At 31.8% G+C, this 12607-nt stretch carries 15 protein-coding genes; 3 read left to right on the top strand and 12 right to left on the bottom strand.

Features of this window, described 5'->3' with window-relative positions; genetic code table 11:
- Positions 1–62: 62 nt before the first annotated feature.
- Positions 63–2201: an S-layer homology domain-containing protein gene (locus TMATH_RS04215; protein WP_013150103.1), complete on the top strand. Its 2139-nt coding sequence runs from the start codon at positions 63–65 to the stop codon at positions 2199–2201.
- Positions 2202–2266: 65 nt separating this feature from the next.
- On the opposite strand, the gene TMATH_RS04210 is transcribed toward TMATH_RS04215, so the two are convergent.
- From TMATH_RS04210 to TMATH_RS04185, 6 genes are all read right to left on the bottom strand, one after another.
- Positions 2267–2935, bottom strand: coding sequence for a hypothetical protein (locus TMATH_RS04210; RefSeq protein ID WP_013150102.1), 669 nt, complete (start codon positions 2933–2935; stop codon positions 2267–2269).
- Positions 2928–3584 (bottom strand): ABC transporter ATP-binding protein, encoded by a 657-nt coding sequence (locus tag TMATH_RS04205; RefSeq protein ID WP_013150101.1) that lies wholly within the window; start codon positions 3582–3584, stop codon positions 2928–2930. Before TMATH_RS04205 ends, TMATH_RS04210 begins: the two co-directional genes overlap by 8 nt.
- 22 nt (positions 3585–3606) lie before the next feature.
- The gene (locus TMATH_RS04200; RefSeq protein WP_013150100.1) at positions 3607–4338 is read right to left on the bottom strand and encodes a hypothetical protein; all 732 of its coding nucleotides are present in this window, start codon (positions 4336–4338) and stop codon (positions 3607–3609) included.
- 68 nt (positions 4339–4406) lie between these two features.
- Complete coding sequence (locus TMATH_RS04195; protein ID WP_013150099.1) at positions 4407–5153, bottom strand: hypothetical protein; 747 nt, start codon at positions 5151–5153, stop codon at positions 4407–4409.
- 2 nt (positions 5154–5155) lie between these two features.
- Positions 5156–6034 (bottom strand): hypothetical protein, encoded by an 879-nt coding sequence (locus TMATH_RS04190; RefSeq protein WP_232192620.1) that lies wholly within the window; start codon positions 6032–6034, stop codon positions 5156–5158.
- Between the two features lie 385 nt (positions 6035–6419).
- Entirely contained in the window at positions 6420–6974 is a 555-nt protein-coding gene (locus TMATH_RS04185) for a TIGR01440 family protein (RefSeq protein WP_013150097.1), read from the bottom strand.
- 206 nt (positions 6975–7180) lie between these two features.
- Here TMATH_RS04185 and TMATH_RS04180 point away from each other — a divergent pair, with 206 nt between their 5' ends.
- Complete coding sequence (locus TMATH_RS04180; protein ID WP_013150096.1) at positions 7181–7777, top strand: superoxide dismutase; 597 nt, start codon at positions 7181–7183, stop codon at positions 7775–7777.
- A gap of 230 nt (positions 7778–8007) precedes the next feature.
- Here TMATH_RS04180 and hepT read toward each other — a convergent pair whose 3' ends face one another.
- From hepT to sppA, 3 genes are all read right to left on the bottom strand, one after another.
- A complete protein-coding gene (gene hepT / locus TMATH_RS04175) occupies positions 8008–8436 on the bottom strand; it encodes a type VII toxin-antitoxin system HepT family RNase toxin (protein WP_013150095.1) in 429 nt (142 codons plus the stop codon).
- Positions 8390–8845 carry a type VII toxin-antitoxin system MntA family adenylyltransferase antitoxin gene (gene mntA, locus TMATH_RS04170; RefSeq protein ID WP_013150094.1) on the bottom strand — a complete coding sequence of 152 codons (456 nt, stop codon included), beginning with the start codon at positions 8843–8845 and terminating at the stop codon, positions 8390–8392. The genes hepT and mntA overlap by 47 nt, the downstream gene beginning before the upstream one ends.
- 90 nt (positions 8846–8935) lie before the next feature.
- Positions 8936–9853 carry a signal peptide peptidase SppA gene (gene sppA / locus TMATH_RS04165; protein ID WP_013150093.1) on the bottom strand — a complete coding sequence of 306 codons (918 nt, stop codon included), beginning with the start codon at positions 9851–9853 and terminating at the stop codon, positions 8936–8938.
- Positions 9854–10361: 508 nt separating this feature from the next.
- Here sppA and TMATH_RS04160 point away from each other — a divergent pair.
- Entirely contained in the window at positions 10362–11513 is a 1152-nt protein-coding gene (locus tag TMATH_RS04160) for an amidase domain-containing protein (protein WP_012994877.1), read from the top strand.
- 21 nt (positions 11514–11534) lie between these two features.
- On the opposite strand, the gene TMATH_RS04155 is transcribed toward TMATH_RS04160, so the two are convergent.
- The 3 genes from TMATH_RS04155 to TMATH_RS04150 all read right to left on the bottom strand — a co-directional run bounded on the left by TMATH_RS04155 (position 11535) and on the right by TMATH_RS04150 (position 12595).
- Positions 11535–12011: an HDIG domain-containing metalloprotein gene (locus TMATH_RS04155; protein ID WP_013150092.1), complete on the bottom strand. Its 477-nt coding sequence runs from the start codon at positions 12009–12011 to the stop codon at positions 11535–11537.
- Positions 12012–12116: 105 nt separating this feature from the next.
- Positions 12117–12242, bottom strand: a complete 126-nt coding sequence (locus tag TMATH_RS12350; RefSeq protein ID WP_269479179.1) for a hypothetical protein — start codon at positions 12240–12242, stop codon at positions 12117–12119.
- Between the two features lie 152 nt (positions 12243–12394).
- A complete protein-coding gene (locus TMATH_RS04150; protein WP_003866964.1) occupies positions 12395–12595 on the bottom strand; it encodes a hypothetical protein in 201 nt (66 codons plus the stop codon).
- Positions 12596–12607: the final 12 nt, after the last annotated feature.

Genomic DNA, 12607 nt, shown 5'->3' with positions numbered 1-12607 from the left:
CAGGAACTTTTTCGATTTATTTACGTCTAACCAGAAAAAGATACTAAAAAAGGAGGTTTTTTATGAAAAAATTTACATCTCTTGTTATTGTCCTTGTTTTCCTGTTTGCACTTATGATGCCATCAAACATGGCATTGGCACAAGCTGATACAAAGATAAGTTTAAAGCAGGCAATTGAGATAGCAAAAGAAAAACTCGACATAAGTAACAGCGGCTATGACTTTAATTCCAACTATTATGAATACAATAATAAGAAATTCTGGAACCTTATGTGGAGCTCTTCAACTAAAGGCGATATAAGCGTCACAATTGATGGTGACACCGGTGAAATTACCAACTATTACAGTTGGAGCCCCATTGCGCAAGAACAGCCTAAAATCCCAAAATATACCCGGGATGAAGCAAAAAAAGTGGCAATTGAATTCTTACAAAAAGTAGCTCCTGAAAAATTTAAACAAACAAAAGAACAAATTAACAATAATAACTATGGTTACAATGAATACTATTCTTACGATTATAACTTCACGTTTGAAAGAGTAGTAAACGGTATGCCTTTCCCATACAACGCCCTATACGTCACAGTAAACAAAAACACTTTAAAAGTTACCTCTTACTCACTAAGTTGGGAAGATTATTCCTTCCCTGACCCTAAAGCCGCAATATCTAAAGATGAAGCTATAAAAATATTTAAAGAAAAAATAGGTTTAAAACTTCAATACAACTTAGTTTACAACCAAGTGTACGGTAATGAACCTCAAGTAATACTAGTTTATGGTATATACCAAAACGCTCCTATTGATGCTATTACAGGAGAAGCAAAAACAAATGAATATTACTATATACCAATGTATGGCGGTGGAGGCGGAGGTAGCGACGCAGGAAGAGAAATCTCACAAAAACTCTCTCCGGAAGAACAAAAAGCAATCGAAGCCTCAGAAAAATATATATCAAAAGATAAAGCTATTGAAATAGTGGAAAAAAGCCTTCCTTTTTCAATAAGCGATTACAAGTTAACTAACGCAAACTTATATACTGGTTATGATTATCCTCCTGCTAAATCTAATCCTGTGTGGTCTTTTAACTGGACCTTAAACAAAGAAGATAAATATTACTATGTATATGCTACAGTTGACGCTGTCACAGGTGAACTTAAATCTTTTAACAAGGGCAGTCCTGATATAGATAATGTGCAAGGAAAACAATCTTCATACACTAAAGAGCAAATGAAAAAAATCGCCGAAGAATACCTTAAAAAAACAGTTCCTGATAAGTTCAGTAAAACAGAATATCAAGAGGTAAATCTTCCCGAAGATTCTAAAATGATTAAAATGCCGACATATCCTTTCAGATATGTAGAAGTAGCAAATGGAATTTTGTGCTCTTTTAACACAATAAATGTTAACGTAAGCCCATATACGGGTGAAATAGTTGGATACTCAATCAATTGGACTTCTGTAAAGTTACCTTCCCTAGAAAACATAATAAGCCTTGATGAAGCTTATAAGATAATGTTTGACAACTCTGAATTTATATTAACGTACATTCCAGACTATGACCATAAATCTCCAGATAAACCGCCAACCATACGACTTGCTTATCAATCAAATTTCTACAACTATATAGACGCAAAAACTGGCCAAATTATAGATTCCAATGGAAAACCTGTAGTAAAAAAATCAGAAACTATTTTCACAGACATAGAGGGCAACTGGGCAGAAAAAGATATAAAACTTTTAGTACAATATGGCATTATTGACACTAAAGAAGATAAATATTACCCAGATAAGAACATACTTCAAAAAGACTTCATAAAAATGTTAATAAAAGCAATACAGCCTCCTTATTATGACCCGATACCAAAATCCCCAGATGATTATGACACCTACTACAGCATAGCTATAAACAAGAAAATTATAACAGAAAAAGAAAAGAATCCTGATGCTATAATGACAAGGCAAGAAGTAGCAAAGCTTCTTGTGAAAAGCTTAGGAGTAGGTTATATAGCCGACATTCCAAATATATACACAATAAGCTTTAAAGACAAAGATAAAATACCTAATAACATGATTGGATACGTAGCAATAATTACAGGCCTTAAAATTATGAACGGCTCAGGCGGTTATTTTCACCCACAAGGCCATCTAACAAGAGCACAGGCAGCAGCAGTAATCGTGAGATACCTACAATTAGATAAAATATAATTTAAAGGCACGGTCTTTCCGTGCCTTATAGTTTGTCTGCAAAGGTAAATCAAAGAGCTTCTAAATCATTTGTTGATATTTAAAAACTTTTCTAAAATTCGTTTTTTAATTTCATTATACCTGTTTAATTCGTCTTTACTATAGGCAATAACTTCATACTCTTCTATCTCCCTATAATAATATTCTTGTTCTGAAGAGAGAATTTTATCAAAAAAGACATTCTTTGTGCTGTATTTATCAATACCACCATTGTGCGTCAACATATATATGTCTTTGTTTTTATAAAATGGATTATATTTCATATATTCAAGGTATGGCCATTTCTTTAAAAACAAAATGTATTCATCTCCATATTTCATAAAATTATATCCATTGTGAATAATAAAAAACTTATTTTTAAAGTTAAAAAAAGATGGTTCAAAAATATATATAGTTTTATTTTTTAAACTATCATTCCCTTTGTAAACAGAAACTACTCTAAACCCCACCAGAGTACTTAGATGTAAGAACTCTCTTTCAAGAGCTGTTCCTTTAACTATAACTTCTGAATCCTCTACCAAGTCTGAAAATGAGAAATTTTTCTCATAAAACCACGGTCCTCCCATTGCCTTATACTCCATTAAATCATCCAAACTAATTTTTTGAGTATCAACAAAAGAAGCACGAACTATACCCCCAACAATCACCGCTATAATAATAGTGATGACTATAACAATGACATATATTTTATTCATCTTTAATTACACTCCCTACAAGATACACCCTTCCGGCCTCTACTTTAAACTTCTCATCACTTAAAATTTCTATATCTTCTTTGATATGACTGGCAATGAGGATTGTCGCTCCTCTTTCTTTCTCTTCCAGCAATATATTTCTTACTAGTTTAATGCCTTCTTCATCAAGAGAGTTAGTGGGTTCATCCAGTACAAGAAGTTGGGGTTTCTCCATTATCGCCTGTGCTATACCAAGCCGTTGCTTCATGCCAAGAGAGTATTTTTTGTAAGATCTTTTATCATTAGGGTCAAGTCCTACTCTTTTTATGGCAGTTTTAATATCTTCGTCTGTAATAATATTTTTTATGGAAGCTAAAAATTTTAAATTCTGAAACCCTGTCCACTGCTCCCAAAAACCTACATTTTCTATTATTAAACCTAAGCTTTCAGGAAATGAAACATCTTCTCCAATTTTTTTGCCAAATACCTTAACCTCACCGCGAGTAGGTCTTATAAGACCACAGATAGCTCTAAATAACATTGTTTTACCAGAAGCATTCCTTCCAAAAAAACCATATATTTTTCCTTTTTCAAGTTCCAAGTTTATATTATCTAATATTGTTTTCCCTCCGATTATTTTAGTTAAATTATGTATTTTCACAGCTATCATCCATAATCCCCCTAATTTTCAATTATTTCCTATCAATTATCTCAACCGTTTTTATCATTTTTATTCCTGCCAAAATAATCAAAACCAAATACATCCCTAATATAAGTAAAGACCAATAAAAGTTAAATCCCGGTATTACAGGAGCATCCAAAGGTTTAAGATATTTTTGCAAAAAACCGTCATTATGCCACACTAACACTGCTTGTAACACAGGATTGATTTTTATCAATAAATGTTGCAATGAATCACTTAGTTTAATAAAAGCTGGAAAGTACATAAAAGTATACACAAGTAAAGTTATAAAAAGAGATATTTCAGCATTCATTATGTATAAAGACAATATATTTGTTAACAAAATAATTATTAGTATAACTATCACATTCAAAACAACGCTTACAGTACATATCAATAAAAAATGTTGTACAGATAGTACAGGTAAATTATTAACAAGAGCAGCTATAGCAACAGTCACAGTAATAATAACAAAGTAGAAGACCAAATCTTTCGATATCTGAAATAGCTTATCTATAAACCATCTTACCCTATTGTCCTTTCTCGTAAAAACATAAACTGAACTTATCCTAAAGTCCTCATAGAAAAAATCTCCAAAAGCGATGAAAATATATAACCTAGGAACAATATAAATAAGAAAAGATATCAAGTCAAAAGTTAGCTTCCCTTCAGGATAGGACAAGAAGTTGGGAGTAAATATTACTAGCAGTTCTACTGAAGGTTTATCAGCCAAAAATGTCATGTTATGAAGCCAAATTAAAGAAGATAAAGTTCCAACTATTACAGCTACAATAAATATAATTAATTTTTTTATTTTAAATCACCTCTTTGTAGATCCATTTTTCTTAAAATTTCTTTACTTATGAACAATAAAAACAAAGATAAAAATACCAAATAACCAGAGTATACTGAGGATAAAAATAAAAAATTCCCTGTAGGCAAATCAAAAGAGACTATAAACTCTACTAACATTCCTGTAGTGGTCATAGCATAACCATCTAAGTGAAAAAGCGTCAATATATAATCAAACCCACCTATAAAGTAACCGACCAAAAAACCTATATATTGCTTTTTACTGATAAATGAGGATATTACATGGCTAATTCCAATTATGAAGAAAATAATGTATTTTATAATAAAATCACCAACCATAAATGCAATATTTTTTACTCCCACAATTTGCGTCACTCCAATATGTATTACAGCCATTATAATTATAGGAAGCTCAAGGAAAATGACATATAACATTGTATCCATTAAAAGTAATTTAACTTTTTCTTTCCACCACATATCTATACTTTTTAGCCTTGTCAATATTAAAGAATGATTTAGTATATCTTCATCGCTTATACTTATGAGGAAAAGCGGTACATAATACAAAGCAAAATAGATTAAGCGAGAAAAAGGTGTGTAGATATTTTTTATATAGAGACTATTTATTAGTTCTATTTGCTCACTTGCAAGTATTGATATTTGTATATTAAAGAATAATACCATTAGATAAACTATTATACGCTTCTTCCTGCCTATTGAAAACAGCATTTTATAAAACCACAACTTTAAATCTCTTCCCCTCTCGCATTTAATACAATCATAAACAGACTTGCTATCAACACTCCTAGTATTGAGTACCCAAATGCCTTATAATCTAATCCTCCTATGCTGGGAGAAACATTTAAATAATAGCTCAAACAATAATTCGTCTTCCCTAATAGGGCAAATATAAAATTTTGAGTAAGAAATAAGATTGTAGGTAAAACAACAACTATATATCTGTTTACTTTCTTAAAAAATGATACAGCATAAGAAAGTACTGCGATTGTACCACCAAAAAAACCATCTAAAAAAATGTATAACAGGTTATGTAAATAGGGATTCAAGGTATGCAGGTTTTTAAAATAGATCTGTGTAAGATAATACTTATCATAAACAGGGTTACCGGCATTTACTTCAGAAATCGCATATAAAGGAAAAGCAATTATGTAAAGAAGTTGATCCAATAATAAAGGCAAAAAAATTATAATAAAACCCGAAAAAAAGACTACAATACCTTTACTTAAAACATATAAACTTTTATCACAGCGTGTAATAATGAAGTTAAGTACATTTCCTTTTTTATCTTCTAGATATGTATCTGCAAATACTATGCTAGCAGGTAGCGTGAGAAAAAAAAGATAGTATATATCTCCTATATAACTAAAGTCTATGAAACGGACATTAGAATTAATATATCCTATCCACATTTGATAAGCAGAAGGCAACTCCGAAGTAGGAGCCTTATAGTAAGTCAAAGTCCTTAAGTCAAAAAGAGTACAAATTAACACAATCTCTAATGTCAACACCATGTTAAACTCTTTTCTTCTAAAAAGCTTAATAAATTCGGTTTTTAAAACAGCAGGCAATATAATTTCCCCCCTTCCACATATTAACTTTGCCACTGTGGTAAACCACAGTAGCAAAGTTAAGTCACTTGTTTTTAACACTCCTTTTGTTTTTCATTATACTATCCCCCTTTTTTTCTTGAAATTCCTAGAAAATTACCTTACACTCTCCATTTTTAGAATAACATTCATCAAAAAATTAATCAAATATATACAAGTCTTTTTTTTTCAAAATCGCCTTTTTAGGATAAAATACCCAATGATTTTCTAATATTTTTCAATAATACTTAATATTGCTCTTTTTTCTACCAAATCCTTAGGATTTATCTTTGCAATAAAATTATGTAGAATATATAAATATTATAAAAAAGTTTACTTAAGACCCCCTTCTTAACCTCTGAAATATATAGAACTGCTAGTAATTTCTAGCAGTTCTATATTGCTACATTTTTTTATATCTTGCCCTTTCTCCACCTATTAACTTAGGCCTTGTCCTTGCTGCAACAATTGTTGCCTCCCCTATTTTATTGCGACTCAATCTTACAGGAACTACAACAGGTCTTAAATGCATTCCTATGAGAACAAGCCCAATGTCAAGACCTGCATGACCTAATCCTTTTAAATTCTCTACCATTACAGGATTTTTATACTGTTCATAGGCATATGTCTGCAAAGACCCACCAGCATGCTCATGAGGAATAACATTTACCACTTCAAGGCCGTATTTTTCTTGTGCCTCTTCTTCCAACAAAAGTGCCCTGTTTATGTGCTCACAACCTTGTACTGCAAGGTAAAGTCCTTTTTTATGAATTGCCTGCAGAATCGGGTCCATTACTGCTTTTGCCACATCAAGACTTCCTGCAGTTCCCACTTTCTTACCCAATATTTCACTTGTACTTCCTCCTAAAACAAAAAGGCTTCCCGGTCTCAAATTCGCTATTTTCAATAACTCTTCTACAACCTCAGCGGTTTGCCTTGAAATTTCATTTAAATCCATTTGCCACACCTCCTAAACCTCATCCAAGTATCATTATAACACATTTTAATTTAAAGAAAGTGTAGTATCATAGATATATCTGTATCAGATTTTGTAAGCAAATGTGTGAATAGTTGACATTTTGCATCTATTAAAATTTTATGTGTACCAATGACATATATCTTCACATATATTAAAATTAGATATGCAAAAGGAGGCATAATAGTATGGATAAGCTTGTAGCAAAAAAATATAACTTGATGTTGAGAGGAATATCCCAAAGAACTCTTGAAGAGCATTACAAATTATACAACAGATATGTAGATAAAACAAATGAAATACGTGAAAAACTAAAAACAGCCGACCGTTCAAAAGCAAATGCCAGTTATAGCAAATACAGAGAACTCAAATTAGAAGAAACCTATAATTTAGATGGAGTCAAACTCCACGAACTATATTTTGAAAACTTAGGAGGACCAGGTGGTACCCCAGATGACATAATAGCATCAATGATTACACTTGACTTTGGCTCCTTTGAAAACTGGAAACAGGACTTCATAGCTTGTGGAATGGCCTCCCGCGGTTGGACTGTACTTTGTTTTGACCCTATAGACTTAAAACTTCACAACTACCTTCAAGACCTTCATAACCACGGTATAGTGTCAAGAAGTGTACCTCTTCTCGTCCTCGACACTTATGAACACGCCTATTTTATAGATTATGGCACTGACAAAAAAAGCTATATAAATGCTTTTATGGACAATATAAAATGGGAAGAAGTAAACAGAAGAGTAACCTCTTGGATATACATGCATCCATTTTGAAAAAACTACGCAGGATTCAAAATTTCCGAATCCTGTGTAGTTTTTAAATTATTAAGGATTATTTACTCCTCTTTGATGATTAATATTTTTCTATAACTAAGCAAACTTTTTTCAAGATAAAATCTTAAATAAGCTTCCCAATCTAAATCTCTCAAGGCTTTTATACCCTCGCGCAAATATAGTGTACCATTTTAATGCCCCATCTTTATGCATAGGTCTTCATGAAAAATTTACTCATCAAGCCCTTCCATAAATTCAGTTACAACATCAATATACTCGTTAACCAGCTCTATAAGATTTTTATAATTATCAAAAATTATTTTGTGGTTTACATCTTCATATTGGTGAACAATTCTATTTCTCATGCCTGTAAAAGAGGCAAGCTGTTTTGCAACTTTATCAGGTAAAATCTTTTTATTCCCAAGTATTACAAAAGATTCATAATAACTTTTGGGAGGTTTTAGTCCTTCGTATTCTATAATTAAAGAATTTATATCCATGCAAGTCTCTATTATAAGCTGTATTAGTCTTTCACCAGTGTAGTAAATGAAGTAATTACTCACGTATTCTTCATAGGTATATTCAGTTACTGGTAAAAGTTGTTTTATATAATTAGAAAGACTTATCAATTTGCGGCGGATGACATCTTTGTAATTCATTTTTTATCCCCTTTTTTAAATAATTTTCTTCCAATTTTTTTAACTTTTTTACATCATCATAACTTTTGACAGAATACAAATAAAAATCTATATATGCTTCAGAATAAGCTTGATACAGCACTTTACAACTAGTTATAATTTCAAAACGCAAAAGTGGATCAGCATAGTTTAAAACTACAACGTCAATGTCTTCCCTGTTGAAAATTTCTACAAGTTCTCTTAATATTGAGCTATATAGATTCATATCTATATTTTTATCAAATTTTATTCCAATGTCTAAATCGCTTAATTCACGAGCTCTTCCCTTTGCATAGGAGCCAAATATCAATATTAGTGAAATATTATACTTATTAACAAACTCTTTTAGCTTTTTTTTATCATAGAAAATACCATCTACTTTATAAAACATTTACTTCCCCTCACATAACAAATAATACAAAACATCTAGTCATACCATACACTCCTCAAGGTGAGATTTGTAAACTATCCTTTAAAGTTATTACTTATAATTCAGACTGTATTTATCAATAAACAAAAGCCTTAATATTTCAACTCCTATGTCTTCTAAATTGCTTTTTGCACCGCTTCCAAAAAGTATACTCAATGGAGTTGGAGTAGCGTAATATTTTAATACAGGCTTACCTTGTATACCTGACTCTTTTGCGGCGATATCTACAGCGTCATAAAAATCCCCCAGTTTATCCACAAGACCAACTTTAAGTGCCTGCCTTCCTGTAAATATTCTTCCATCTGCTAATTCTTTTACTTTATCTATTGGCATTTTTCTCCCTTCAGATACAATCTCTAAAAATTGCTGAAAAGTATCTTCTATAACTCCCCGCAATATCTTTTTCTCTTCAGGAGTTAAATCTCTTGTGGGTGAACCTATGTCTTTATAAGGGCCACTTTTTATCGTTATTTCTTTTAAGCCCAATTTGTCATACAACCCTTCGTAGTTAGTGTATTGCATTATAACGCCAATGCTTCCAGTTATAGTAGCAGGATTTGCCACTATTATGTCCCCTGCAGAAGCCACCATGTATCCCCCTGAAGCAGCAGCATCTCCCATTGAAACTATAATTTTTTTACCAGTTTTTTTTAGCTTTTTAAGCTCTTTATAAATCTCTATTGATTTTGCTGCAGAACCTCCTGGACTATTTATTTTAACTACAACTGCTCTTACAGCATTGTCTTCTTGAGCTTTTCTTATCTGTTCAACTGGGTCGTTTATATTTTGTGGAATTCCTAATATGTTTGTTGTCTGCCCTATAACTCCCTCAATCATTATAACACCTATGGTATTTGAAGCAGTAGACACGCCTTTATCCTGTTGTGGCATTGAAACAAACATTGATACTATTGAAGTTACAATTATCAATCCAATAACAATCAATCCTATCAAGGCTTTTTTACTCATTTTTCCTCACCTATTCTCCTTTATATAATCTTTTTACAAAATTTTTTGCCATTAAATAGCCACAATATTTAACAAAATAAGCAAAGTCTCTACTATCAAGCTAATTATCACCTCACTAACGTAAAACCTTTTAAGAAACAAAACCATTCCAAACATGCAACCTATCAAGAAAATAGTTACTATCATGTTAAAAAGTACATTTAAATTCCCCTTCATAGCCTTTTGTGGATTTTCCCATTCAAACTAGGCCTCAACTTCCTGCCCTGAAATCACTACTTTAAAATACATTTCTTTGCGTAAAAACAGCCAAAGCAATGGTGAATATTGCTGATATACTGATGTTATAAGATTTTGAAACACTTTTTAATTCTATCAAGTTTCACACCTCCATTTTCTCACTTTTTTATTATAACATAAAATTGCTCAAAATTTACCAATAAATATAGTATTAAAAAACTTACAACCTTCATATTATTATTTTGAATTACATTAGCGAGGAGGAGAGCAATTGGATATCAAAAAATATCATAAACCAATTGGTCTTTTACTGACATTAATTTTTTTAACTTATTTTTCTGTATCTTTTTTTAATAAAACCGTGCAGACAGTTTCTGAAAACAAAGAAGAGATAAAACCAGTATTAGATGAATTTTTTAAAAAAAGAGGAAGTGTACTATTAAGTGGTGACTTAAAAGAAATAGAAGGTTTTTACGATATATCATCTACATATGGCAAATGGGCATTGGACCATGAAAGAAGAAGAATTGAATATGTTAAAGGATGGTCAGAAAAGAGAAATCTTAAGTTCACAGAAGCAGAGTCCTTTTACAGGATAAAAAGCATAAAAGCTGGCGAAAGTTCAATTTGGGTGTATCTTGTAGAAACTATGAAAATGGGTTATGCCTACAATGCAAAAAGCGATATAATAAATTATATGGGACTAGGTATAAGGCATTCAATACAACTTGTAAAAGTCGATGAAAAATGGCTTATAAGAAGAGATTGGTATTATGACCCCCTTGATGAAGATTCAGCTTATATAGACGCTTCTCCCGCCGAAGGAATACTTCCTGAAATTGCTCCTGCTTCCTCAAACCCACAAACCGAAGAAGAAAAAAAACCTGAAAAGAAAGGTAAATATGACAGGGAAGGAGCAGTAGCTTATGCCGATAAATACGCAGGAGCCGCTTGGGGAAGTGGTAATAATTATGAATATAATCCAAAATACAGAGATTATAACGGAATAGGGGGAGACTGTACTAATTTCGTTTCCCAAGTATTACACGAAGGTGGAGGACTTCCTATGGATTATGTATGGTTCTTTGACGGAAAAGACTCCTCCACTGCCTGGGCACAAGCACCCTCTCTTTTTAACTATCTCATTTATACAGGGAAAGGTAAATTAATTGCAAAAGGATATTATATAGATATGGTAAAAGCTACTGAACAGCATCCAAAAGGAGCTATAGCAGAAATTGAAAAAGGAGACCTAATCTGCTATGAAGAAAAAGGAGAAATAGTTCACTTTGGAGTAGTTACAGGCTTTGATTCTATGGGGATACCTGTTGTGAACACTCACACTTCTGATAGATACCATGTTCCCTTTGATTTGGGATGGGATAAAAGGGTAATTTATAGGTTTATACATATAAACGATTAAAGATAGAGAAAAACTCTATCTTTAATTTCTTCCATCTGCTTCTTGAAGTTTTATAATGTCTTCGTCTTTAGGAATTTTGTCATGATGATGCTTTACGATGTGTATTATTCTTTCATTTAGCCCAATTTCTTTACAGATTTGTGCACTATATTCTGTATGGTTATTATATATTTTTAGAAAATAAAAGTACCTTTCTAAAAAATTAACTAAAAAAGGGAATTTATTAAAAATAACCGCTATTGCTTTTTTGAAAGGAGTAATTTCTGCTTTTATTTTCCCAATATCATGAAAAATAGCGGCCTTTAAAAGGTCATGCTCCTTTATCCTGTATTTATCAATTAGATAATAGCACACATCTAAAGAATGTCTCTTTTCATAAACAGGCAATTTATTAAAGTATTCCAACTCTTTATCGTTTAAAAAATTCATTAAAAATTTATAGTCTTTTTCATAAATTTTGGCCCTTTTCGCTTTAAAATACTGTTTTATTCTATCCACAAAATCACCTTTATTCTAATATTATGTCTTTCTCTTCAATTGTCTCCAATGCTTTACCTGTTTTTTATAATATCAAAACAAGTATTTATGTCAATATAAAGTTTCCTATTCCATTTCCTTTTTTAAAACCTTCCCTATACTCCACAAAGCTGCTATAAGTTGTGTCGCTGCAACCCTTGTAGCGTTCTCTATTACTTTCTCCCCTTTCTTACGGCAACAACCCATACTCACCCTTTTGAACCCAAAACAACAGATTTTTACGTTAATTCTTTGTCGCAATAAAACAAAAAATGCGAGAGTTTTTCCTCTCGCATTTTTCCATTATTTTCAGTCCCGCACTTACCCATTTATTATTAAAAAAATCCTTTTAAAATTTCAAAATTCTATGTTTGATCAAGGCTTGATAAAACTTCGTCAAAAACTCCTATTCGGCAAATTTTCTTGTTCCCATCCCAATGTCGACATATTTCGCAGCTTCTTTCTTGCAAAGATACAGACATAGTCAAATTATTTCCATAGCGAGATGGATCTAACTCAAAATCCTCACAACTTCTTCCTACAGCTTTCAATTGCTCAGTACTCACTACAGAATCACC

This window comes from Thermoanaerobacter mathranii subsp. mathranii str. A3 (genome assembly GCF_000092965.1).
GTDB lineage: Bacteria > Bacillota > Thermoanaerobacteria > Thermoanaerobacterales > Thermoanaerobacteraceae > Thermoanaerobacter > Thermoanaerobacter thermocopriae.
The sequence above is the reverse complement of the archived record's forward strand: the minus strand, read 5'-3'. Positions and strand labels throughout refer to the sequence as shown.